General features: G+C 65.5%; 26 protein-coding genes and 1 other RNA gene. 10 read left to right on the forward strand and 17 right to left on the reverse strand.

Going from position 1 to position 20,952, the window contains the following annotated elements:
• The 3 genes from gatC to M2320_RS02140 are packed head-to-tail and all read right to left on the reverse strand — an operon-like array spanning position 1 to position 1,655.
• Complete coding sequence (gene gatC, locus M2320_RS02130; protein ID WP_184427459.1) at positions 1-288, reverse strand: Asp-tRNA(Asn)/Glu-tRNA(Gln) amidotransferase subunit GatC; 288 nt, start codon at positions 286-288, stop codon at positions 1-3.
• Between the two features lie 60 nt (positions 289-348).
• A complete protein-coding gene (locus M2320_RS02135; protein ID WP_264595876.1) occupies positions 349-948 on the reverse strand; it encodes a hypothetical protein in 600 nt (199 codons plus the stop codon).
• Positions 949-956: 8 nt separating this feature from the next.
• Positions 957-1,655, reverse strand: a complete 699-nt coding sequence (locus M2320_RS02140; protein WP_264595877.1) for a metal-dependent hydrolase — start codon at positions 1,653-1,655, stop codon at positions 957-959.
• Between the two features lie 60 nt (positions 1,656-1,715).
• Between M2320_RS02140 and ruvX the strand changes: the two genes are divergently transcribed.
• Both ruvX and M2320_RS02150 read left to right on the forward strand, forming a co-directional pair.
• Positions 1,716-2,204, forward strand: coding sequence for a Holliday junction resolvase RuvX (ruvX, locus tag M2320_RS02145; protein WP_264595878.1), 489 nt, complete (start codon positions 1,716-1,718; stop codon positions 2,202-2,204).
• 247 nt (positions 2,205-2,451) lie between these two features.
• Entirely contained in the window at positions 2,452-2,757 is a 306-nt protein-coding gene (locus M2320_RS02150; RefSeq protein WP_264595879.1) for a hypothetical protein, read from the forward strand.
• A 22-nt stretch (positions 2,758-2,779) separates the two neighbouring features.
• Here M2320_RS02150 and dprA read toward each other — a convergent pair whose 3' ends face one another.
• From dprA to pyrC, 3 genes are read right to left on the reverse strand one after another with little or no spacing between them, the layout of a single operon-like run.
• Positions 2,780-3,967 carry a DNA-processing protein DprA gene (dprA, locus tag M2320_RS02155; protein WP_264595880.1) on the reverse strand — a complete coding sequence of 396 codons (1,188 nt, stop codon included), beginning with the start codon at positions 3,965-3,967 and terminating at the stop codon, positions 2,780-2,782.
• Positions 3,964-4,551 carry a glycerol-3-phosphate 1-O-acyltransferase PlsY gene (gene plsY, locus M2320_RS02160; protein WP_184427465.1) on the reverse strand — a complete coding sequence of 196 codons (588 nt, stop codon included), beginning with the start codon at positions 4,549-4,551 and terminating at the stop codon, positions 3,964-3,966. The genes dprA and plsY overlap by 4 nt, the downstream gene beginning before the upstream one ends.
• Positions 4,548-5,858 carry a dihydroorotase gene (pyrC, locus tag M2320_RS02165; RefSeq protein WP_264595881.1) on the reverse strand — a complete coding sequence of 437 codons (1,311 nt, stop codon included), beginning with the start codon at positions 5,856-5,858 and terminating at the stop codon, positions 4,548-4,550. The genes plsY and pyrC overlap by 4 nt, the downstream gene beginning before the upstream one ends.
• 284 nt (positions 5,859-6,142) lie before the next feature.
• Between pyrC and M2320_RS02170 the strand changes: the two genes are divergently transcribed.
• Positions 6,143-6,394, forward strand: coding sequence for a hypothetical protein (locus tag M2320_RS02170; RefSeq protein ID WP_264595882.1), 252 nt, complete (start codon positions 6,143-6,145; stop codon positions 6,392-6,394).
• Here M2320_RS02170 and M2320_RS02175 read toward each other — a convergent pair.
• The 4 genes from M2320_RS02175 to M2320_RS02190 form a co-directional block, all read right to left on the reverse strand.
• On the reverse strand, positions 6,353-6,937 hold the full coding sequence (locus M2320_RS02175) for a hypothetical protein (RefSeq protein ID WP_264595883.1): 585 nt from the start codon (positions 6,935-6,937) through the stop codon (positions 6,353-6,355). The two genes, M2320_RS02170 and M2320_RS02175, sit on opposite strands and share 42 nt — an antisense overlap.
• Complete coding sequence (locus M2320_RS02180) at positions 6,934-7,995, reverse strand: hypothetical protein (protein WP_264595884.1); 1,062 nt, start codon at positions 7,993-7,995, stop codon at positions 6,934-6,936. The genes M2320_RS02175 and M2320_RS02180 overlap by 4 nt, the downstream gene beginning before the upstream one ends.
• Before the next feature lie 38 nt (positions 7,996-8,033).
• Complete coding sequence (locus M2320_RS02185) at positions 8,034-8,942, reverse strand: hypothetical protein (RefSeq protein WP_264595885.1); 909 nt, start codon at positions 8,940-8,942, stop codon at positions 8,034-8,036.
• 128 nt (positions 8,943-9,070) lie between these two features.
• The gene (locus M2320_RS02190; RefSeq protein WP_425540645.1) at positions 9,071-9,586 is read right to left on the reverse strand and encodes a dihydrofolate reductase; all 516 of its coding nucleotides are present in this window, start codon (positions 9,584-9,586) and stop codon (positions 9,071-9,073) included.
• Positions 9,587-10,057: 471 nt separating this feature from the next.
• On the opposite strand from M2320_RS02190, the gene M2320_RS02195 reads away from it, so the two are divergent.
• Complete coding sequence (locus M2320_RS02195; protein ID WP_264595887.1) at positions 10,058-11,002, forward strand: hypothetical protein; 945 nt, start codon at positions 10,058-10,060, stop codon at positions 11,000-11,002.
• Positions 11,003-11,026: 24 nt separating this feature from the next.
• Here the strand turns inward: M2320_RS02195 and M2320_RS02200 are convergent, their stop codons facing one another.
• Positions 11,027-11,686: a TetR/AcrR family transcriptional regulator gene (locus M2320_RS02200; RefSeq protein ID WP_264595888.1), complete on the reverse strand. Its 660-nt coding sequence runs from the start codon at positions 11,684-11,686 to the stop codon at positions 11,027-11,029.
• A gap of 114 nt (positions 11,687-11,800) precedes the next feature.
• Here M2320_RS02200 and M2320_RS02205 point away from each other — a divergent pair, with 114 nt between their 5' ends.
• Both M2320_RS02205 and M2320_RS02210 read left to right on the forward strand, forming a co-directional pair.
• Positions 11,801-13,036, forward strand: coding sequence for an HlyD family secretion protein (locus M2320_RS02205; protein ID WP_264595889.1), 1,236 nt, complete (start codon positions 11,801-11,803; stop codon positions 13,034-13,036).
• Positions 13,037-13,040: 4 nt separating this feature from the next.
• Positions 13,041-14,642: a DHA2 family efflux MFS transporter permease subunit gene (locus M2320_RS02210; protein WP_264595890.1), complete on the forward strand. Its 1,602-nt coding sequence runs from the start codon at positions 13,041-13,043 to the stop codon at positions 14,640-14,642.
• A 7-nt stretch (positions 14,643-14,649) separates the two neighbouring features.
• On the opposite strand, the gene thyA is transcribed toward M2320_RS02210, so the two are convergent.
• Positions 14,650-15,546, reverse strand: coding sequence for a thymidylate synthase (thyA, locus tag M2320_RS02215; RefSeq protein ID WP_264595891.1), 897 nt, complete (start codon positions 15,544-15,546; stop codon positions 14,650-14,652).
• Between the two features lie 33 nt (positions 15,547-15,579).
• Positions 15,580-16,428 (reverse strand): 3-hydroxyacyl-CoA dehydrogenase family protein, encoded by an 849-nt coding sequence (locus tag M2320_RS02220; RefSeq protein ID WP_264595892.1) that lies wholly within the window; start codon positions 16,426-16,428, stop codon positions 15,580-15,582.
• 109 nt (positions 16,429-16,537) lie between these two features.
• Between M2320_RS02220 and ssrA the strand changes: the two genes are divergently transcribed.
• The 4 genes from ssrA (at position 16,538) to M2320_RS02240 (ending at position 18,122) form a co-directional block, all read left to right on the forward strand.
• Positions 16,538-16,902: a transfer-messenger RNA gene (gene ssrA / locus M2320_RS02225) on the forward strand.
• Between the two features lie 24 nt (positions 16,903-16,926).
• Entirely contained in the window at positions 16,927-17,496 is a 570-nt protein-coding gene (locus M2320_RS02230; RefSeq protein ID WP_264595893.1) for an SspB family protein, read from the forward strand.
• Positions 17,496-17,696: a DUF4169 family protein gene (locus M2320_RS02235; RefSeq protein WP_264595894.1), complete on the forward strand. Its 201-nt coding sequence runs from the start codon at positions 17,496-17,498 to the stop codon at positions 17,694-17,696. The genes M2320_RS02230 and M2320_RS02235 overlap by 1 nt, the downstream gene beginning before the upstream one ends.
• Before the next feature lie 189 nt (positions 17,697-17,885).
• Complete coding sequence (locus M2320_RS02240) at positions 17,886-18,122, forward strand: ribbon-helix-helix domain-containing protein (RefSeq protein WP_264595895.1); 237 nt, start codon at positions 17,886-17,888, stop codon at positions 18,120-18,122.
• Here M2320_RS02240 and M2320_RS02245 read toward each other — a convergent pair.
• The 4 genes from M2320_RS02245 to M2320_RS02260 all read right to left on the reverse strand — a co-directional run bounded on the left by M2320_RS02245 (position 18,086) and on the right by M2320_RS02260 (position 20,929).
• Entirely contained in the window at positions 18,086-18,667 is a 582-nt protein-coding gene (locus M2320_RS02245; protein WP_264595896.1) for a hypothetical protein, read from the reverse strand. The two genes, M2320_RS02240 and M2320_RS02245, sit on opposite strands and share 37 nt — an antisense overlap.
• 5 nt (positions 18,668-18,672) lie before the next feature.
• The gene (locus M2320_RS02250; protein ID WP_264595897.1) at positions 18,673-19,380 is read right to left on the reverse strand and encodes an orotate phosphoribosyltransferase; all 708 of its coding nucleotides are present in this window, start codon (positions 19,378-19,380) and stop codon (positions 18,673-18,675) included.
• 50 nt (positions 19,381-19,430) lie between these two features.
• Positions 19,431-20,075 carry an AAA family ATPase gene (locus tag M2320_RS02255; protein ID WP_264595898.1) on the reverse strand — a complete coding sequence of 215 codons (645 nt, stop codon included), beginning with the start codon at positions 20,073-20,075 and terminating at the stop codon, positions 19,431-19,433.
• Between the two features lie 209 nt (positions 20,076-20,284).
• The gene (locus tag M2320_RS02260) at positions 20,285-20,929 is read right to left on the reverse strand and encodes a ParA family protein (RefSeq protein WP_264595899.1); all 645 of its coding nucleotides are present in this window, start codon (positions 20,927-20,929) and stop codon (positions 20,285-20,287) included.
• Between the last annotated feature and the right edge of the window lie 23 nt (positions 20,930-20,952).

Raw genomic sequence — 20,952 nt, forward strand, 5'->3', positions numbered from 1 at the left:
CTATTCGATGACTTTGGGAACGACAAAAAAGCCGTCCTCGCGGGCGGGCGCGTTGGCCAACACTTTTTGCTGGATATAGCCGTCAGTGATCTCGTCCACCCGCTTCTTCATGCGCATCGGCAGGACGGAGGTCATGGGCTCGACGCCGGTGACGTCGACGCTGTTCAATTCCTCGACGAAGCCGAGAATGGCGTTGAGCTCGTTTTGCAGATGCGGGGCCTCATCCTCGCTCACACTGATGCGCGAAAGATGGGCGATGCGCCGCACCGTCGCCAGATCGACCGACATTTGAGACTCCGTAGCCAAACAGGACGGATTGGCTATACAGCCGGCTTCCGCGCCGCGCAATCACGGGCGGGCGGGGAAGTTGACCATGATCGACGACACTTTTGCGCCCGCGCCGCGCAGGCGCTTGTCGGTGGAGGCGATCTTGACGCCGTCGCCGCTCATGCCCTCGGGCAGGTCGCCGTCCACGGCGAAACGGATCGACAGCGTGCAGCCGCCGGGCAGGTTTGCGAGCTTGCCGCCGTGAAAATCCTCGATATAGCCGCCGTAATCCCAATCGAAGCCGCTCACTTCGAAGGGCGCGCCATTGGCCGCCTCGACCGCCGCCACATCGGCGCCCGGGGCGAGACCGGCGACCGTCCATTTGCCGCCCTCCTCCGGCAGCCGATAGCCCGAAGCCTTGGTCAGCTTGTCGTCGGAGAAAATGACCTCAATGCGCCGCGCCGGGTCCTTGTCGAACAGCACCAGGGCCTTGAGCTTTTCGCCCTCCGCCCCGGGAACGCGGGTGATTCTGGCGTCGGCGCCGAAGCGCTTTTTCAGGCTCGCGGCGGTGTAGGCGGCGGCCACCGGGCTGGCGCAGGTGGCCTCGCCTTCTCTGGGAACGGCCGGCTCGGCGCGGGCCGCGCCGGCGAGCATGAGGGCAAGGAACAGAACAACGCGCATGGCCGGCCTCAGAACGACAGGGTTTCGCCGATTTTGGGCGTGTGGACGCGGGATTTGGCGCCCTCCATGGCCGCAACGAATTTGTCCGGGGTCGGGTCGATGATCGGAAACGTGCCGTAATGCATGGGGACGACGTCGCTGAAGTCGAAATAGCGGCGCGCCGCCAAAGCCGCCGTCGCCCCGTCCATGGTGAAACGGTCGCCGACCGGGATCAGGCCGATCTGCGGCTTATAAAGTTCATGGGTCAGGGCCATGTCCGAGAAAAGGCCGGTGTCGCCGAAATGATGGACGCGCGGACCGCTGTCGGGGAGAATCACCACGCCATTGGCGTTGCCCATCGCCGTGAGTTTTCCGTCTATGGTCGCGGCGGCGGAATGCAGGGCCGGCGTCAGCGCCACGGCAAAGCTTTGCGCGGGGATCACGCCGCCGGTGTTGCCGGGATTGACGTTTTCGACGCCCAGTCCGTTCAGATGCATGCAGATTTCGAAATTGGCGATTACCTGCGCGCCATTTCTTTGCGCAATTTCCGCGGCGTCGCCGATATGGTCGTCATGACCATGGGTGATGACGATATGGGTGACGCCGGAGGTCGCCTCGTCGAAATCCAGGCTGAAATTCGGATTGCCCCGGAGAAACGGGTCGATCAGGATTTTCGCCGCGCCGAGATCGAGGCGAAAGGCGGAATGGCCGAGCCAGGTCAGTTTCATCGCGGTCCTCTCTGCTATAGAGCAAGTCTATCCCGGCCCAAGTTGCAAGTGAAACGCCCGATGGAAGAAAATTTTAGTCCCGTCCTCACGCTCGAAGACCTCAGCCTCCGCCTGACCGGCAAGGCGCGGCTGATGGGACTCGATCTGGGAACCAAAACCATCGGTCTCGCCTTGTCCGATGTCGAGCGGCGGCTGGCCTCGCCGCTGGAGACGATTCGGCGGACGAAATTCACGGCCGACGCCACACGGATGATCGAACTGGCGCACAATCATGAGGTTGCAGCTTTCGTCATCGGCCTGCCCCTCAACATGGACGGCAGCGAGGGTCCGCGCGCGCAATCGACCCGCGCCTTCGTCCGCCAGGCCGCGCCCCTGGCGAAAATTTCCTTTGTTTTCTGGGATGAGCGGCTGTCCACGGCGGCGGTGACCCGCGAACTCATCGCCCAGGACGCCAGCCGGGCGAAACGCGCGGAAGTTGTGGACCGCATGGCCGCCGCCTACATTCTGCAGGGGGCGCTCGACCGTCTGGCGCGGCTGAGGAAAGGTTGAAAAACAGACCGTCGTCCTCCTCGACTCAGCCATATTTACTCTTTATTACTGTTACTCAGGGGAAGAGAGTCGGGTCGTGGAACTTTCCCTATGGGTCGGAATTTATCGTTTGTCACATGCGCGCCATTGAGGGTATGGTTAACAACCCTTGGTTGTATATCGCATGAAGACGGCGATTTGTTACGAAAGCATGTGGTTTCCCCGTGAACCCCTGGTGGAAACGGGCATAAGGCTGGCTTGAGGCGACATGTTCAAGAAAACCAAAGGCGCGACATCAGCGCAAAATCGCCCCGCTCCCGTCGGGGATGAGGCCCGCCCCCGAGCCCTGGCCGCCGCGGAGGCGGATCTGCGTTATGACGAGCCCGAGGGCGACGCGGAACTCGTCGGCTCCGCCGAAGACACGGCGCGCTATATTGCCGACATGGTCGGCGCGCTGGCCGCGATGGCCGGCGAAGCGCGGCTCGACCTGCTCACCTATCTGCTGAACATGGCCCGGGTCGAGGCGGAACTGCAGTCGCGCCAGAGCGAGGACGGCGACAGCGCCGAGGACTGAAGTCCAAGACTGAAGCCAAAGACTAAAGCGGACGAAGCGAAACGCGGTCGCCGCTGTGGCGCTCGAGGCGGCCTTCCAGCTCCAGCTCCTGAAGACGCATGCGAATCGCCGCCGGCGTCCAGCCTGAGACGCGCGCGAGCTCGTCCACGGACAGCGGCGTCGGACCCAGAATCTGATCGAGGGGCGCGCGCGCCATCTGTTCCGCGGCCGGCGTCGCCTGCGCCGGCGGGGCGGCTTCGGCCTCCATCAGCGGCGCGTCGTCGTCATATTCGTCCCACAGGCGCTCATGAATATAGGCCGCCCCGGGTTCGGCCAGCATGCCAAAGCCCGCCGCGCCCCGGCGCGCCAGCGGCGCCAGCCTGTCCGCCACATCCGCCGCGCTCCGGCACATGAAGGCGCCCTCCGCGAGCAGGTCGTTGGTCCCCTCCGTGCGCGGGTCGAGCGGCGAGCCCGGCACGGCGAAGAGGTCGCGGCCCTGTTCGCGGGCGAAGCGCGCGGTGATCAGCGTGCCCGAGCGCCGCTCCGCCTCCACCACCACCACGCCCAGCGCCAGCCCGGAGACCAGACGGTTGCGGCGCGGAAAATCGCGGCCGCGCGGCTCGCAGCCGAGCGGCATTTCGCTGAGCAGCGCGCCGCGCGTCGCCACCGCCTCGATCAGGCCCAGGTTTTCCGGAGGATAGGGCCGATCCAGCCCGCCCGCCAGCACGCCGATGGTCCCGCTCGCCAGCGCGTTTCTGTGGGCGCAGGCGTCGATGCCGCGGGCGAGGCCCGAGACCACGGCGAAACCGGCGGCGGCGAGCCCCAGGGTCAGACGCTCGGTGAAGGCCAGGCCGGCGGCGGAGGCGTTCCGCGCCCCGACCACCGCGACAAGGGGGCGCGCGAAAAGACCGGACTCGCCGCGCAGACAGATCAGCGGCGGCGGCGCGTCGATGTGGACGAGGCCTTGCGGGTAATCGGGTTCGCCAAGCGCGATGAAGCGGGCCCCGAGCCGCTGCGCCATCTCCAGCTCGCGGGCGCAAGCCTCGCGGGAGGCGAGGGTGATCTTCCGGCCGACGCCCTGGCGGATGAGCGCCGGCAGCGCCGCGAGCGCCGCCGCCGCCGCGCCATGGCGCAGCATGAGCTTGTGAAAACTGCGCGGGCCGATGTTCTCGCAACGGATGAGCTGGAGCCAGTCCAGTCTTTGCTCGTCCGTGAGCGAGGCCGGCTTCATTTCTGGCCGATGCGCCCTTCGGTTCCGGCGCGCAGGCGCGCAATATTGTCGCGGTGCTTGACCCAGAGAATCACGGTCATGACCAAGGCCGCGCCCGCCGCCAGTTTTTGCCCCAGCAGCAGCAGGACCAGCGGCGAGGCCGCGCTGGCGACCAGCGCCGACAGCGAGGAATAGCGGCTGAGCTTGGCCGTGGTCAGCCAGATCGCGGCGAAGGCGAGGCCCGCCGGCCAGGCGACGCCGAGCAGCGAACCGATATAGGTGGCCACGCCCTTGCCGCCCTTGAACTTGAGCCAGACCGGGAAAATGTGCCCGAGAAAGGCGAAGAAGCCGGCGATGACCGCCGCCTCGGACGACAAGGGCGCGAACAGCAGCGCGGCGGCGGTGGCCTTGAGCGCGTCGAGCACCAGGGTGGCCGCGGCAATGTCCTTACGTCCCGTGCGCAACACATTGGTCGCGCCGATATTGCCGGAGCCGATGGCGCGCACGTCGCCGAGGCCCGCCGCCTTGGTCAGCAGCAGGCCGAAGGGGATGGAGCCGAGCAGATAACCGACGACGGCCGCCGCCGGCAGGATGAGGCCGCTCATGAGAAAATCCTCGCATCCTTGCCATGGACCACGACGCCCGCGACCATGGTGGTCTTCACCACGCCCTGCAGCCGCGCCTCGTCAAAAGGCGTGTTCTTGCAGCGCGATTTCAAAACGTCCTTGTTCAGAACGAAGGGTTCGTCCGGGTCGAAGACGATCAGATCCGCCGGCGCGCCCTTTTTCAGCCGTCCCTGCGGCAGGCGCAGGATATCGGCGGGACGGGAGGTCATGGCGCGCAGGACCTGGGGCAGCGACACCGCGCCGGCGTGGACGAGGCGCAAGGCGGCGGGCAGCAGCGTTTCCAGGCCGACCGCGCCGAAATCGGCTTCGGCGAAGGGCAGCCGCTTGGTCTCGACATCCTGCGGGTCGTGATCGGAAAAGATGATGTCGATCAGGCCGCTGGCGACCGCCTCGACCAGAGCGAGGCGCTCCTCCTCGCGGCGCAGCGGCGGTTTCACCTTCAGAAAGGTGCGGTAATCGCCGATGTCGTTTTCGTTGAGGGTCAAATGGTTGATGGTGACGCCGCAGGAGACCGGCAAGCCCTCGGCCTTGGCCTTGGCGATGGTTTCCAGCGCCAGACTGGTCGAGATCGGCGCGGCGCAATAGCGGGCGCCGGTCATGCGGACCAGCCGGATGTCGCGATCCAGCGCAATCGCCTCGGCCTCGCGCGGGGCGCCGGACAGGCCGAGCCGGGTCGCCAGCTCGCCCGCGTTCATCACGCCGGCGCCGGCGAGATCGCGGTCCTCGGGGAAATGCACGATCAGCGCGTCGAAATCCCGGGCATAGGTCAGCGCGCGCCGAAGCGTTTGCGAATTGCGGATCGAATGGGAGCCATCGGTGAAGGCGACCGCGCCGGCTTCGCGCAGCAGCCCGAACTCGGAAATTTCCTTGCCGTCCAGGCCTTTCGAAATGGCGGCGGCGGGCAGGACGCGGACGCGGCCGTGGTCTCGGGCGCGGCGCTTCAAAAAATCGACGACGGCGGGGTCGTCGGTGACCGGACTTGTGTCGGGGCTGGCGACCAGGGTGGTGACCCCGCCCGCCGCCGCGGCCGCCGTCGCCGTGGCGATGGATTCGCGGTGCTCGCCGCCGGGTTCGCCGACATAGGCGCGCAAGTCGATCAGGCCGGGAGACAGCACATTGCCGGCGCAATCGATCACGCCAGTGTCGCGCGAAAAGGCGCCGGGCGCGATCTGTTCGCCGAAATCCAGGATGCGGCCGTCCTCCACCAGCAGACCGCCGCGGGTTTCCGCGCCGGTTTCGGGATCGACGAGGCGGGCGTTGACGAAGGCTGTGGGGCTTGCGGACATGAGGTTTCGATAGCGCGCGGTCGTTTTTTCCGCAATGCCCAAGCCGCGTTTCCACCGTTTTCGCGGGAAATCCGCCCTGCCCGGCCAGGCGGCCGGCGCCGGACGAACGCAGTTTGCAGATTGTGAACGGAAATCGCTGAAATGCGCGCGATTTTCGTTAAACGCCGTTAACGCTTCGCTTCGTATGACCCGAGCGTCAGATCGCGGCCACAACGTCAGACCTACGGGCCAACACGTTGAAAAAAAGCGATTAAAAATCCGAATCGTCATGGAGAGCAGAACGAATGAACGGCGAGCGACCGATCTCAGTCCATCTTGAACGCGCCCTCGTGGACGTCCTGTTCGCGATCTCCGAGTTCGACCTGATGCGCGCGCAAACCACCGCGCGCGGGGAGGCCTTTGCGTATGACACGCTCGGCGCGCTGTTGCTGCTGCTGCGCTCGGCGCTGGATTCCGCGGTGATGCTGGCCCAGGAGTTCGCCCGGTCCAGTGCTCTAAGGCCGGACGGGCCCGCAGAGGAGCCGGTAAAGCCCTGAGAGGCCGGCGCCGGCCAGCGCCTCCATGCCCAGGCCGATCTCGGAGGCGCCGAGCCCCAGCGCGTCGGGAATCCACGCCATGGCGAAGCCGATGACGGCGCCGACGCCCGCATAAGCGGCGACAGCGGAGAGGCCGAGGGCGCCGGCGAGTTTGCGCGTGAGCCAGAGATTGGCGGTGTAATTGAGGAAGGTGATCAGGACGGTCCAGCCCAGGACGAAGGCCGCGGCATTGGGGCCGATCAGGGCGAGGAACTCCTGGCTCATCGGCTCCAGGGCGCTTGGCATGCCCTGGAGGGCGACATCATGCTTGCCGAGGGCGCCGAGCGCGACCGTCACCGCCGTCAGGGCGGCGCAGGCGATCAGGGCGGCGCCGCGGTTCTGGGGCGTCGGTGGGGCGGACGACCTCGGCTCCGAGCTTTCCGCAGCCTCGGCGAACAGATAGGCGCGCTGCTCAGGCGTCAGCGCCAGCTCCGCCGCTCTGGGCGCAAGCCTGGCGACAGACGGAGCGGGCGCGCGGTTTCGTCGTCCGAAGGGTGCGGTCATGGCGGGGAGGATGCGGCGGAAATCTTGAGATTTCCTTGCGGCAATCCTCCATCCCCGGCCCTATCGCCCTGCCTGAGCCGGCCCAGCGCCGCCATCACGTCGACAAAACTCTGATGGAGCATGCCGCCGAAGGCCTCGCCGCGCAAAAAACTCCAGTCGGTCGACCAGTTCGGCGCGACGCCGGCCTGTTGCTGGATGCGCCGCATCAGGTCGACGAGACGGAGCCGATGCGGGGCGATGCGCCGCCTGACCCCATTGGCGATCATCTGCGGGTCGATGCGCCGCGCCGCCATTTCCCGGACCGCCTGCGCCACGGCCTCCGGCGTCGGCTCGCAGACGCGCCACCAGGCGGGATCGGCGAAGGCGTCGCGCCCGCCCTTGTTGGCGACGCTGACCACCGGCACGCCGCACAACAAATATTCGATTGAGGCGTACATGGCGCCTTCGACGAAGGACAGGCACAGCCCGACCCGCGCCTTGCCGATGGCCTCGGCCGTTTCGCGCGGCGAAAGCCGCCGGTAGCGCGCCGGATCGGTCGCGCCGCCATTGATGAAATGCGCATAGGTCAGCATCCGCTCGACGCGGGCCGCATCCTCCGCCGAATGCGCCGGGCTGAAAACCAGGGCAAGGTTGTCGACCAAGCGGGCGAGATGGTGATTCTTGAAGGCGTCGAAGCGCGCATTGTAGAGCGCGTCGAAATGTTTGGGGACCGCGGTCGGCGTGAACACGGTTTCATCGACCAGGGCGTTGTGGTGGACGTTCCACCAGTCGAGCCCGAGCGCATGGGCCACGGCGGCGTCCTCGGGTTCGGCGGTGAGGATGATCACATGGCCCGGCCCATGCCGGGCGAGCGCGCGGGTGAGAATGGCGCGGTAGCTGTCATTCTTGACGGCATCGGCGAAATGCCAAGTCGGCTGGATGAGGAAATAGGGTTTTTCCTCGCCCAGCAGATCGGCGAAATGGGACAGGGTGTCGGTTTCGCGCCCGGGAATCTCGACCAGATTGGTGGTTGAAGTCAGCAGCACCGGCGGATGGGCGCAGAGCAGCGCCATATGCATTCTGAAATCCGCGGGAACCATGCCGGACCGAACCAAAGTCAAAGTTTCAGGAGGTCCAGATGGCGCGAGGCCATTTGCACCCATGTGAAGCTGCGCGCCAGCACCGCTTCGGTCAAGCCCTCCTCCGCCGCCCGCAGCGCCGCCTCGCGCTTGGCGACATGGAACACCGGCGAGACCCGGAATTCCGTTTCGGCGGCATGAAAGGCGGCGGCATATTCGCCGTACCAATTATACTCCCAGGGCGCGATCTTGATGGTTTCGACGAGATCGAGACCTCCGGAGGCCATGCATTGCTCGAAAGCGATCAGAATGTCGCGCGCGAAAATCTGGCCGGGCTGGTAGAAAAACCATTGTTTCGCGCCAAAGAATTCGAAAATCGCGCCGCTGCGCGCTTCGAGCGACATTTCGGCCTCGCTCAGCGCGCTGATGGCGTGAAGCCGGGAAAAATCGAGCCGAGGCGGTGGACGAACCGGCGGGAAATCCTGCGGTTGTGGCGTTCCCCCGGCTTTCGCGTAGGCCAGCAGCGGCGCGCTTCCCTCGGGCTCCAGCACGGTGCGCAGGCCGGAGCCCCAGACGATCGCGGTCTTGCCCGGCGGCGGCGCGAGGTCGGCTCGGGTCACGTCGGCGATGAAATAGCTGTCGGAATCCAGCACGGCGTGGTGGTCGAGCCCGGTGGCGCGCCAGGAGGCGAGCTTGCAGACCTGTTGCGCATACCAGCCGGGCAGCGCGGCAAGGTCGAAGCCGCAATAATCCTCGTCCGCGACGATGGTCACATTTTTCGGCGCGCCGAGCAGGACCAGGAACGGCTTGATGTCGCGGGAGGGCAGCGACAGGGTCAGCGGCAAATTGTCCGGGTTATGCGCGGCGAAGGACGCCAGCATCACCCGCAGATGCTTGAAGTCATAAGCATAGGACTTGCAGAAAAATCCCACTTGCGGATCGGCCATGACCAGCCCTTGTCGCAATTGCTGAAAAAACATTGGGCCGCCCCCGCCCTTCGAGACGCCCGCCAAGGCGGGCTCCTCAGGGTGAGGGCTACTCTATGATTCCATTGAAAAGGCTGCGACGCAGCCTGCTAGACCCGCCCAAAGTCGACATATTCGAGGTCGGCCTCGTCCTTGTCGCCGCGCGGCGGCTTTTCCCTGCGCAATTCCCGCCACTGCGTCCAGTCGACCTCGGGGAAGAACACGTCGGCCTGCGGCTCGCAATCGACGCGGGTCAGCCGGAGGAAGCGGGCGCGCGGCAGGGCCTTGCGGAAGAATTCGGCGCCGCCGGCGACGATGATCTCGGCGCAATGCAGGCTCTTGCCGAGATCGTCGGCGAGCGCCACCGCAGACTCGAAATCGCCGGCGAGATGGGCGTGGGCGGGCGGCTCGCCTTTGAAATAAGCGGGGTCGCGGGTGACGACGACGGTTTCGCGTCCCGGCAGCGGCTTGCCGATGGATTCAAAAGTCTTGCGGCCCATGATCAGCGGCCGCCCCCAGGTGATCTCCTTGAAGCGCTTGAGATCGCTCGGCGCGCGCCAGGGTATGGCGTTGCGATGGCCCAGCGCGCCATTGCGGGCGATCGCGGCGACAATGGTCAGCGACAGGTCGCTCATGTCGAAGTTTTCGGGGAGGCGGGAATGTGTTCGGACGTCGGCACGGGCTCTCATTCCGGGTGGGTTTGGACGCGACCCTAAATCACCCGCGCCTGAGTCGCCACGCCGCGCGAAAACGAATCACCTGTCCACCGCGCGATGCGCGGCCGGCGAGCTCGGGATTGCAGGGGAAACGAGGCGGGCGCGCTAACCCCCTGCAAGCATGTGAGCATTGCGCGCGCGGGATTGGGGCCTGTCCCAAGAGATTGACAATGTTGCGACGATCCTGAACAAGAGGTTAATTGCCGTAGCGTTCGCGAGCCTGACATGACCAATTTCCGCAGTGTTTTCAATTTCAAGCCGCAACAAAAATTAGATATTCCCGGAACGACCGGAAGTATTACAGATTACGAGCCGATTGATCCGATAGAATTCGTCGCCAACAAAGGCGATAATGAGGCGGATGATCAGCTCTGTTCGCTCATGAATACGATCAAGGACCGCACGCTTACTCTCAAGTGCGAACAGCAGAAAGTCGTGTCGGACTGGCAGATCGGCATGGACCAGCTGACAAGCCAAATGGCCACGCTTCAGCCGCTGCTGATGAAGAGCCTGCAACGCGGCGCCGAACGCGAACAGACCATCCTCCGCCTGACCGCGTCGGAAACCAATCTCAAACATTGCCTGGCCCAGGCCGAGCGCGACCTCGCCCATTACCGGCCGATCAACGCCCAGCTTGAAAACGAGCTCAGATCCGCGCGGCATCAATTGTCGATGGCGACGCGTCAGGCCGCGGACGCCGAGGCCGAGAACACCAAGGCCCAGGGGCTGATCAACGACCTGCATCAGCGGGTGGCGACGGCCGAATCCGCCCGCCAGCAGCTGCTGGAGGAAAACAGCGCCAATCGCCAGAGGCTGCAAAAGCACGAGGTCGCGCTGCCGAAAATGATCCGCGAGGCCGCCGAGATGAAGTCTCAGCTCGTCTCCACCGCCGCCGACCTCGAACGCGTCGAAAGCGACCTCGAGGCCATGTCGCAGAAATATGCCGCGGAATGCGACGAACACGGGCGCACGCGCGCGGCTTTGCGCGACGCGGAGGCGCAGATCCGGCGAATGCAGGCCGAGCTCAAGGCGCGCTCCGACGAGGCCCAGGAGCGCGACCGCCGCGCCGCCGAACGGCTCGCCGGGCATGAAAAGAAGATCTACGATCTGGAAATCCGGCAATCGGCGCTGTTGTCCAAGATCGATTTCCTCACCCGGCTGAACGAGCGCCAGCGCGACGAACTGAGGCGCCAAAGCGACCATATCGGCAATCTCGAAGCGTCGAATCAGCAGCTTCTCAACACCCATCCGCGCTTCACCTCGCCTCTCGACGACGACGAGGACGCGCAGATGGCCCAGCGCAAACTGCGCGCCGTCGAAGTCTAAGCACGCGAAGTCCGCCGCCCCCGGTCAGGCGACGCGGCGCGCGCCGCGCAGAAAAAGATCGGCGCAGGCCGCCGCGCGCGTCTCGATCTCCTCGAGCGTCGGCGCCCCGATCCGGCCGAGCATGACCGCGCGCTGCCGCTCCATGATCATCATGCCGCGCAACATTTCCGCGGCGAGCTGCGGATCGGCGAGATCGAGTTCGCCCTTGCGGCATTGCTCCGCCAGCCAACCGGCGATGGCGTCATTGGTCCGCTTCATCGCGAGTTCGTAGAAGGACTGGCCGATTTCCGGAAAGCGGTCGCTCTCGCTGAACACCAGCTTGAACAAAGCGGTGGTCTCGGGATCGAGCGTCAACACGCAGAAGGCCGTGAGTATCCGCTTCAGCGCGGCGGTCCCGTCGAGCGCGCTCAGGATGGTCTGGTCGAGCTCCAGGATGAACCGGCCGATCCGCTCCGAAATCACGTCGCGAAACAAATCGGCCTTGCAGGGCGACAGCCGGTAGAGCGTCTTGGTGGAGACGCCGGCGCGCTGGGCCACTGCGCTCATCGAGGCGCCGGCGAAACCGCGCGCGAGAAATTCCACCCGCGCCGCCTCGACGATGATCGCGAGGGTCTCGGCGTCAGGGCGCAGCTGCGGGCGTCCCCGGCCCCGACAGGCTTCGCTTGCATTTTCGACTACAGCCATTTTCCAAAATCCGATTGACGGAGTCCCCGGTCGGTGTATTTTGGAAAATACATCGTTTCCATAAATACGGCAAGCCGTTTGACCCGGCGCCTCAGACCAGGCGGGAGCGCGACCATGACAGACCTCCAGCACACCCAGACATTTGACGACGCCCTCGTCGCCGACAGCGCGCCGACAAACCCCGACCATCTGCCGGCGCCCCGGCGTTCCGCTTCGATCGCCAAGCGGTCTCAGGAGGTCGAGGCCGAGGCCTTGGAAGCCGCGCCGGCGCCGCGCCAAACCGTCAAGGATTTCGTCAAGAAGACGCTGCTGGTCGGCCTGAGCCTGGCGGCCCTGACCGCCGCCAGCCATTATGGCGAGCGCTACTGGCGGGTTGGCCGGTTCGAAGTGTCCACCGACGACGCCTATGTCAAGGCCGACAGCACCACGATCGCGCCGAAAGTGGCGGGCTATATCGGCGCCGTGCTGGTCGGCGACAATGAGCCGGTCAAGGCCGGGCAGGTTCTCGCCCGCATCGACGACCGCGATTTCAAGGTGGCGGTGGAACAGGCGGAGGCCGGCGTCGCCGCCGCGCAAGCGGCCATCGCCAACAAGCAGGCGGCCCTGGTCGCGCAGGATTCCGCGATCGAGGCCGCGCGGGCCAATGTCGCCGCCGACGAGGCCAACGCCACTTTCGCCGACCAGGACAACAAGCGCTACACCGATCTGGCCAAGACCGGGTTCGGCACGGTGCAGAATGCGCAGCAGGCCGTTTCGCGCCAGCTCGCGGCCCGCGCGGCGGTGACCCGCGACCAGGCGGCGCTGACCAACGCCACCCGGCAGCTCGACGTGCTCAAGGCGGAGCTCGGCCAGGCCCAGGCCAATCTGCTCACCGCCAAGGCCGCGCTCGACCAGGCCAGGCTGAACCTGTCCTATACCGTCATTGTCGCGCCGGTCGACGGCCAAGTCGGAGCCCGCACCCTGCGCACCGGCCAATATGTGCAGGCCGGCACGCAATTGATGTCGGTGGTGCCGATCGACGCCGCCTATGTCGTCGCCAATTTCAAGGAAACCCAGCTGACCGATGTGCGGCCGGGACAGAAGGTCGAGATCGAGGTCGACACCTTTCCCGGCCAGATTTTCACCGGCCGCGTCGACAGCCTCGCCCCGGCGAGCGGCCAGGAGTTCGCGCTGCTGCCGCCCGACAACGCCACCGGCAATTTCACCAAAGTGGTGCAGCGCATCCCGGTGAAAATCACTTTTGACGGAGGGCCGCTCGATGCGGTGCTGCGTCCGGGCATGTCGGTGGTCCCGACCATCGACACCAGGACCGCGCCGCAAGTCGCCGCCGCCAGCGCGCATAGGGGATAGGCCCATGACTGCGACCGCCGTTTCCCCCGCGCGTGACGTTCCGCCGGCCGGCGCGAGCGTCGCGGCCAGCCCCGGGGCGAGCCCCGGGGCAAGCCCCAAAGCCTGGATCGCCGTCTGCGCCAGCATGATCGGCGCATTCATGGCGATCCTCAACATCCAGATCACCAACGCCTCGCTGCTCGATATCGAGGGCGGCATCGGCACCGGCGTCGACAATGGCGCGTGGATCTCGACCTCCTATCTGATCGGCGAGATCGTGGTGATCCCGCTCACCGACTATCTCAGCCGGGTGTTCTCGTTCCGCCGCTACATCCTCGGCAGCACCCTGCTGTTCGCCTTGTTTTCCGTCGCCTGCGCCTTCGCCCGCGACCTCGGGACGATGATCGTGCTGCGCGGCCTCCAGGGTTTTTTCGGCGGCGTGCTGATCCCCATGGCATTCACCATGGTTCTGACCCGGCTGCCCAAGCCGCAGCAGCCGATCGGCCTCGCCATGTTCTCGCTGGCCGTCACTTTCGCGCCGGCCATCGGCCCGACCATCGGCGGCACTCTCACTGAAAATTATGGCTGGCAGACGATTTTCTTCGTCAATGTCGTCCCGAGCCTGGTGATGGTCGCGGCGCTCGCCCTGACGCTCGAGCGCGAGCCCATGCGCCTCGGCCTGCTCCGCGACGGCGACTGGGCCGGCATCGTCACCATGGCCATCGGCCTTTCGGCGCTGCAGACCGTGCTCGAAGAGGGCAACAAGGACGATTGGTTCGCCTCGCCCTTGATCTTGCAATTGGCGGTCGTCGCCTTGGTGTTCCTGTCGGCCTTCATCGCCATCGAGCTCAGGGTGAAGCAGCCGCTGGTCAATCTGCGCCTGCTCACCCGCCGCAATTTCATCGTCGGCGTCGGCGCCAACATGCTGATCGGCTTCGCATTGTTCGGCACCGTCTATGTGATGCCGCAATATCTGGGACAGGTGCAGCGCTATAATGCGCAGCAGATCGGCGAGGTGCTGGCCTGGACCGGCCTGCCGCAATTGCTGCTGATCCCCTTCGTGCCGCTGCTGATGAAGCGGTTCGACGCGCGCTATATCGGCTTCGTCGGCATTGTGATTTTCGCCGGGAGTTCGCTGATGAACATCGGCCTTTCCGCCGATTCCGCCGGCGACCAGCTGTTTGCGCCCAATGTGGTGCGCGCCATCGGGCAGGCGCTGGTGATCACGCCGGTCAGCGCCATCGTCACCGCCGGCATCGCCCCGAGCGAGGCGGGCGCGGCCTCGGGCCTGTCCAACATGCTGCGCAATCTCGGCGGCGCCGTGGGCACGGCGACGCTCGCCACGCTGATCACCAAGCGCGAGCAGTTCCATTCCAACATTATCGGCCAGTCGGTGACCGTCTATGCCGAGGAAACCCGCAAGCGGCTTGCCGACCTCACCCAATATTTCCTGGCGCATGGCGTGTCCGACGTCGCAACGGCGCAGGCCAAGGCGGTCGTCGCCATCGGGGCCGCCGTCAAGCGCCAGGCGCTGATCATGGCGTTCAGCGACGCCTTCGCCGTGCTCGGGCTGATCCTGCTGGTCGCCGCTTTCGCCCTGCTGTTCGCCTCGAAGATGAAGCCGTGAGCGCCCGTCAGACCGCGACTTCGGCCGCGATATGCGGATGGGGATCGTAGTCCTCGACCTCGAAATCCTCGATGCGATAGCCGTCGATGCTCGACGGCTTGCGCTTGAGCACAAGACGCGGCATCGGGCGGGGCGCGCGGGTCAGTTGCAGCCGCGCCTGGTCGAGCTGGTTGAGATAAAGGTGCACGTCACCGCCGACCCAGATGAATTCGCCGAGGTCCAGGTCGCATTGCTGGGCGATCATCGCCTGCAGCGCCACCGCGCCCGCCCAGTTGAACGGGCAGCCGAGAAACAGGTCCACCGAGCGCTGCAACAGCAGGCAGGACAACCGGTCCTTACTGACGTGGAACTGGTAGACCATGTGACAGGGCGGCAGCGCCATTTCGTCGATTTCGGCGACGTTCCAGCCGTGGAACAGGATGCGGCGGCTGGACGGATTGGTCTTCAGCGCATGGATGATTCCGGCGATCTGGTCGTGCTCGCGCCCGTCCGGGCCGCGCCAGCGCCGCCATTGTTTTCCGTAGACCGGGCCGAGGTCTCCCCATTTTTGGGCGAATGCGTCGTCCGCGACGATTCGGGCTTCAAAAACCTCCTGGCTGACGGGATCGCCGGTTTCCTTGCGGTAGCGGGCCAGCGGCCAGTCCGACCAGATCCGCACATTTTCCTTGAGCAGCGGCTGGATGTTGGTGTCGCCGGTGAGGAACCACAGCATTTCCTTGACCGCGGTTTTCCAGAACACCCGCTTTGTCGTCAGGATGGGCGCGCCGGCGCCGACGTCGAACCGGGTCAGCGCGCCGAAAATGGAGAGCGTGCCGACCCCCGTGCGGTCGACGCGCTTGTCGCCATGATCAAGGACCTGCTGCAGCAGGTCGAGATATTGATATTCGGGGTGGCGGTTCAGCATGGCGGACTCCAGGCGAACCCGGGTTCCCGCCGCTCAATAGGTGAAGAAGCCGCGCCCGGTCTTGCGGCCGAGATAACCCGCGTCGCACATTTGTTTCAAGAGCGGGCTGGGGCGATACTTGGGGTCCGAAAACCCTTCGTAGAGCACCTCCATCACATCCAGGACAATGTCCAGGCCGATCAGGTCGCCGAGCGCCAGCGGGCCCATCGGGTGGGCGGCGCCCAGCTTCATCATCGCGTCGACGTCTTCCGGCGTCGCCACATTCTCATAGACGCAATTGATCGCCTCGTTGATCATCGGGATCAGCACGCGATTGACGACAAAGCCGTAGGAATCGCGCGCGACCTTGGCTTCCTTGCCGAGCTTTGCCACCGTTTCGACCACGGCGGCGTTGACGGCGTCGCTGGTCTGGATGGCGCGGATCACTTCGACCAGCTGCATCATCGCCACCGGATTGAAGAAGTGCATGCCGATGACGCGCTCGGGATGAGTCGAGGCGGCGGCGATCCTGGTCAGCGACAGGGAGGAGGTGTTGCTGGCGAAAATCGCCTGCGCGGAACAGATTCGGTCGAGATCGGCGACGATCGCCTTCTTGACCTCGAATTTTTCGACGACCGCCTCGACGATCAGGTCGCGGTCATGAAAATCCTCGAGCGTCAGCGTCGGCGTGATCCGCGCCAGCGCTGCATCGGCCTCGGCTTGGGTGAGCTTTTCCTTGGCGGCGAGGCGCGCCAGGCTGGCCTTGATCGTGGCCCGCCCGCGGTCGAGCGCGTCCTGGGAAATGTCGCGCAGCAGCACGGGATAGCCGCTGGTCGCGAAAGCCTGGGCGATGCCCGCCCCCATCACGCCGGCGCCAATCACGCCAATGGTCTCGATCTTCATCTGTCGCGCCCCCTGTTTGCATTGCCTGGGGAAATTAGGCGCGCGGCTTGACGAAATCGAGAAGAAAGCCGCGTCAACGCCTGCGCAACAGGCGCCGCGCCGCGTTTTTCCCCTTTCGCGGCGCAAGAGCCTCACCTATATTCGAGTCGCCGTCCTCGGACGGCTATGGCGATAAATGGTCATCGAAATAAGCCTATCGGACCCGGGGGCGGTACCCGGCGCCTCCACCCAAGTCCATATGCGAGCTTGCTTGATATGGATTTCGGCGGGGGCGAAATAGGATAGACGAGGGTGTAAAGGGTGTGCTTTTGCCCGGCATGATACCGCCGTTATCGGGTCAAACCTATAGTTGCCAACGACAACTATGCTCCGGTGGCCGTCGCCGCGTAATGCGGTGATAGTACCGAATTAAAGCCCTTGGGGGTTGCACCTCAAGGCGGGGCTCGGAGGCGCCTGGCAACAGAAGCCTCCACTTCTTCACCGGTGCGGCTGGACGGCATGTCGAAGGATTTGATACGTTACGATCTTCAGGTTCAGGACGCCCTGCGCGGCGTCGTGAGAAAAGTGCTGGCCGACGCCGCGCGTGACGGCTTGCCCGGCGACCACCATTTCTACATCACCTTCCGCACCCACGCGCCCGGCGTCACCTTGTCGAACCGGCTGCGCGAGCAATATCCGGAAGAGATGACCATCATCCTCCAGTACCAGTTCTGGGATCTGAAGGTCGATGAAGTCGGATTCGAAGTCGGGCTGCATTTCAAGAACGTGCCCGAACGGCTGGTCGTGCCCTTCGAGGCCATCGCCGGATTCTATGACCCTTCCGTGCAGTTCGGGCTGAAATTCGAGGCCCAGGGCGAAGGCGACGAGGACGAGTCCGACGACGAGGCGATCGAGTTCGGGCCGGTGGCCAATCCGCCCCGCCCGGCCGTCCCCGCCGAAAAGCGCAGCGCCGAGCCCAAAGTCGCCCCGGCGGCTGAAAAGGCCGAGGCCTCCGCGGAGGCCGACGACAAGGGCGGCGACGACAGCGCCAAGATCGTGTCCATCGACGCTTTTCGCAAGAAGACCTGATGGGCGAGGTCGTCAACCTCCGCCAGGCGCGCAAGCGCCGCGACCGCAGCGCGCGGGAGGACGAGGCCGAAGCCAATCGGGTCAAACACGGATTGAGCAAGGCGGAGAAAAACCTCTCCGCCGCGCGACGCGATCAGGATGCGCGCAAGCTCGAGGGGCACAGGCTCAAGCCGGAGTCGCGCCATTCCGAAGACGACTGAGGTCGTGTTTTTCTATTCCACAGCCATTATCCCGCGTCATGCCCGGGCTTGTCCCGGGCATCCACGCCGCGCCGCAGGGAAAACCCGGCGGAAATTCGCGTGGCGGAACCGCGTGGATGGCCGGGACAAGCCCGGCCATGACGGCCTCTTACGAGGCGCCCCCCTCATGCCGCGGTCTGGGGCTGGCCTATGACCGGACATCTGCGCAAGCGCTCCCTGGTCATTGCGGGGCACCGGACATCGATTTCGCTGGAAGACGATTTTTGGGAGGCGTTGCGCGACATTGCTGCAGCGCGCGGGCTCAGCGTGCCCGCCTTGGTCGCCGAGGTCGATTCCGCGCGGGGCGCCGCCAATCTGTCATCGGCGCTGCGCGTCGCCGTGCTGCGCCATTATCGCGCCGCCGCCTTGTCCTTTTCCCGCGTGTAAGCGCCGTTGAAGGCGCCGCCGCACTGGCCGTTGTCGCGCACCAGCAAAATCTCGCCGCCGCGCGCCATGCGCAAGCGGCAACCCGGCGCTTCCGGCGTGTCGGGATCGACGCCGTCGCCGAAATAAAGGCCGATGCCGTCGCGCATGTCCATGTCGCCCGAAAACGTCCCGGCGCCCGAGCCCTGCACGATGAGACGGCCGTCCTCCTGCCAGGTGATGCGGATCACCGAAGCGCCGCGCCGCCAGGAGCCGACGAACGAGCCGGTGTCGTTGATGCGCGGGACGATGTCGAGCGCATTGGCCGGAAGCCAGCCGGCGCCCTGCCCCCTCACCTTTTCGGCGCAGACCTGCGCCCCGGAACTCGCGCCGAGCGCCACAAGTTCGCCGCGGCCGACCGACAGCTTGCCGCCGGAGGCCGACGCGCCCGAGGGCTTGCCGAACCGCAGCCAGGGCATGTCGGCGAAGGGGACGCCCGCGCAATCCGCGGCGAGGGCCGGCGCCATTGAAATAAAAGCGGCGCCAAAAGAAATGATCAGACGCCGCATTGCGCTTACGCCTTCTTGCCAAATTCCGAGGCCCCGCCATGCGCGGCGGACCACTGGGCGGGAGCATGCAGGAATTTTTCGACTTCGTCGAGGGTGGCCGAAGGGAGGTAATTCGTGCGCCGCGCCACCTTCAGCACATCCCACCAGGTGGTGAGCTGGTGCAGGCTGATCCCCTCTTTCGCCAGTTCGTCGCGGGCGGTGGGGAAAATGTCGTAGAAGAAGAACACGAAAGTGTGGGCGCAGGACTGGCCGGCCTCGCGGATCGCATTGCAGAAATTCACTTTCGAGGCGCCGTCGGTGGCGAGGTCCTCGACCAGCAGCGTGCGGGCGCCGTCGCGCAGCTCGCCCTCGATGCGGGCGTTGCGGCCAAACCCCTTCGGTTTTTTCCGCACATATTGCATGGGCAGGCTGAGCCGGTCGGAAATCCAGGCGGCATAGGGAATGCCGGCCGTCTCGCCGCCGGCGATGATGTCGAGGCTTTCGTAGCCGATCTCGCGCTGGATCGTGGTCACGGCGAAATCGAGCAGGCGCGCGCGCAGCCGGGGAAAGGCGATCAGCTTGCGCATGTCGGTGTAGACGGGGCTGGCCCAGCCCGAGGTGAAGATGTACGGCTTTTCCGCGTTGAACAGAACGGCGCCGACCTCCAGCAGCATTTTGGCGGTTTCTTCGGCGATAAGCTGTTTTTCAAGCGCGGCGGGCGACAGATCGGACATGGAATACCCCTTTTTCCGATCCTTAAATCGCCCTCCGCCCCGGCGTCAAATCAGGCCGCCATTTTCTTGGGTTTCTTGCCGAGCCGCTTGCGCACCGAGGCCCAGAGCGCGCGCATTTCCTCCGCCGCCGCGCCGCCGGCGTTGACCTCGCCGACGCCGAGACCCCGGCGCGCCGCCTCCTGGTAATCGACGCGCGCGGACACCAGCGGGCGCATCAGCACGCCCAGGGCTTGCAGCGTCGCCATTCCCTCCTCGATTCGCGCGTTCTGGCGCGAGGTCGGGCATTGGTTGAGGACAAAGGCGTAATCGCGCCCGCGCTCCTTGATCTTTTTCAGGGTCTTTTCGCCAGCGACGAGATCGAAGGCGTTGGGACGCGCCGGCACCAGGCAGAGCTGCGCCGCCCGGATCGCGGCGTCGACCGCCGCGCCGTCGCCGCCGGGGGAATCGATGATCGCCAGCGTGATCCCGCGCGCGGCGAGCGCCTCCAAAATCTTTTCCAGTTTCGACGGCGGCGCCGCGACCACCGGAATGTCGTCGCGCTCGCGCGTGCGGCCCCAGCCGCTCAGGGATCGCAAGGGATCGAGATCGATCAGAAACACACGCTCGCCGGCCGCGGTGGCCGCGACGGCGAGACAGGCCGCCAGCGTGCTCTTGCCGGCGCCCCCCTTCTGCGTGACAAAGGCGATGCGCCGCATCCGCTCCCCCCCTCCCGATAGCGACGTCGAATCGTCGCGCCCCCATTTGAATCAGACTCTGCTGTTCAAGACCAGAGACCGGGGCGAAAGAGAGCAGAAATAATAGCGCTTTGCTTGGCGGCGGCGGCGCTATACTTGACGTTTTGTAATATCGCGCATCCCCACGGGAAGAATTGCTTCCGGGTTGAAAATGCGCGAGAAATTCGCGCTCACGCAGCGTGCGAGGCCTCGAGAGCGAAGCCGTCGAGCCGGTCGCGCGTCGCGCGCCAGAGTTCGCGCATTTCGGCCGCGGCGGCCCCGGAAGCGGCGAATTCGGTGACCCCCAGGCCCCGGCGCGCGGCTTCCTGGTAATCGGCGCGGGCGGCGACCAGCGGCGTCAACAGCACGCCCATTTCGGCAAGCGCGTTGATTCCCTGCTGGATGCGCGGCGCCTGACGCTGCGGCGGGCACTGGTTGAGGACGAAAGAATAATCGCGATGCTTCAGCTTCTGCAGCGTGCCCTGGCTGGCGGCGACATCGAAAATATTGGGGCGCGCCGGCACCAGGCACAGCTGCGCTTCCGCAATGGCTTCCTCCGCCATCGCGCTGTCGCCGGCCGGGGTGTCGATGATCGCCAGGGTGACGCCGAGCGCCTCCAGCTGGCCGATGATATCGCCGAGTTCGCCGGGCGAAGCCGCCATCACCATGATGTCGCCGCCGGTGCGGCGGTTGCCCCAGCCGGTCAGCGAGCCCATGGGATCGAGGTCGATCAAAGCGACGCTCTCTCCCGCTTCACGCGCCGCAACTCCGAGACAAATGGCGAGGGTGCTTTTTCCCGCGCCGCCCTTCTGCGTTACCATGGCGATCTTTCTCATCGAATTCTCCAGGTATGAACGTG

The sequence above is a fragment of the Rhodoblastus acidophilus genome, from assembly GCF_025961575.1.
GTDB classification, from domain to species: domain Bacteria; phylum Pseudomonadota; class Alphaproteobacteria; order Rhizobiales; family Beijerinckiaceae; genus Rhodoblastus; species Rhodoblastus acidophilus_C.

Bases quoted from the DNA above. Each gene is read 5' to 3' on its own strand.
- M2320_RS02220 (WP_264595892.1), bottom strand. From the start codon at position 16,428: ATGAAGATCGAGACCATTGGCGTGATTGGCGCCGGCGTGATGGGGGCG.
- M2320_RS02180 (WP_264595884.1), bottom strand. From the start codon at position 7,995: ATGCATATGGCGCTGCTCTGCGCCCATCCGCCGGTGCTGCTGACTTCA.
- gatC (WP_184427459.1), bottom strand. From the start codon at position 288: ATGTCGGTCGATCTGGCGACGGTGCGGCGCATCGCCCATCTTTCGCGC.
- M2320_RS02135 (WP_264595876.1), bottom strand. From the start codon at position 948: ATGCGCGTTGTTCTGTTCCTTGCCCTCATGCTCGCCGGCGCGGCCCGC.
- pyrC (WP_264595881.1), bottom strand. From the start codon at position 5,858: ATGTCCGCAAGCCCCACAGCCTTCGTCAACGCCCGCCTCGTCGATCCC.
- M2320_RS02245 (WP_264595896.1), bottom strand. From the start codon at position 18,667: ATGCGGCGTCTGATCATTTCTTTTGGCGCCGCTTTTATTTCAATGGCG.
- thyA (WP_264595891.1), bottom strand. From the start codon at position 15,546: ATGCTGAACCGCCACCCCGAATATCAATATCTCGACCTGCTGCAGCAG.
- M2320_RS02205 (WP_264595889.1), top strand. From the start codon at position 11,801: ATGACAGACCTCCAGCACACCCAGACATTTGACGACGCCCTCGTCGCC.
- plsY (WP_184427465.1), bottom strand. From the start codon at position 4,551: ATGAGCGGCCTCATCCTGCCGGCGGCGGCCGTCGTCGGTTATCTGCTC.
- M2320_RS02140 (WP_264595877.1), bottom strand. From the start codon at position 1,655: ATGAAACTGACCTGGCTCGGCCATTCCGCCTTTCGCCTCGATCTCGGC.
- M2320_RS02185 (WP_264595885.1), bottom strand. From the start codon at position 8,942: ATGGCCGATCCGCAAGTGGGATTTTTCTGCAAGTCCTATGCTTATGAC.
- ruvX (WP_264595878.1), top strand. From the start codon at position 1,716: ATGGAAGAAAATTTTAGTCCCGTCCTCACGCTCGAAGACCTCAGCCTC.
- M2320_RS02200 (WP_264595888.1), bottom strand. From the start codon at position 11,686: ATGGCTGTAGTCGAAAATGCAAGCGAAGCCTGTCGGGGCCGGGGACGC.
- M2320_RS02175 (WP_264595883.1), bottom strand. From the start codon at position 6,937: ATGACCGCACCCTTCGGACGACGAAACCGCGCGCCCGCTCCGTCTGTC.
- dprA (WP_264595880.1), bottom strand. From the start codon at position 3,967: ATGAAGCCGGCCTCGCTCACGGACGAGCAAAGACTGGACTGGCTCCAG.
- M2320_RS02230 (WP_264595893.1), top strand. From the start codon at position 16,927: ATGTCGAAGGATTTGATACGTTACGATCTTCAGGTTCAGGACGCCCTG.
- M2320_RS02235 (WP_264595894.1), top strand. From the start codon at position 17,496: ATGGGCGAGGTCGTCAACCTCCGCCAGGCGCGCAAGCGCCGCGACCGC.
- M2320_RS02150 (WP_264595879.1), top strand. From the start codon at position 2,452: ATGTTCAAGAAAACCAAAGGCGCGACATCAGCGCAAAATCGCCCCGCT.
- M2320_RS02240 (WP_264595895.1), top strand. From the start codon at position 17,886: ATGACCGGACATCTGCGCAAGCGCTCCCTGGTCATTGCGGGGCACCGG.
- M2320_RS02250 (WP_264595897.1), bottom strand. From the start codon at position 19,380: ATGTCCGATCTGTCGCCCGCCGCGCTTGAAAAACAGCTTATCGCCGAA.
- M2320_RS02260 (WP_264595899.1), bottom strand. From the start codon at position 20,929: ATGAGAAAGATCGCCATGGTAACGCAGAAGGGCGGCGCGGGAAAAAGC.
- M2320_RS02255 (WP_264595898.1), bottom strand. From the start codon at position 20,075: ATGCGGCGCATCGCCTTTGTCACGCAGAAGGGGGGCGCCGGCAAGAGC.
- M2320_RS02195 (WP_264595887.1), top strand. From the start codon at position 10,058: ATGAATACGATCAAGGACCGCACGCTTACTCTCAAGTGCGAACAGCAG.
- M2320_RS02170 (WP_264595882.1), top strand. From the start codon at position 6,143: ATGAACGGCGAGCGACCGATCTCAGTCCATCTTGAACGCGCCCTCGTG.
- M2320_RS02210 (WP_264595890.1), top strand. From the start codon at position 13,041: ATGACTGCGACCGCCGTTTCCCCCGCGCGTGACGTTCCGCCGGCCGGC.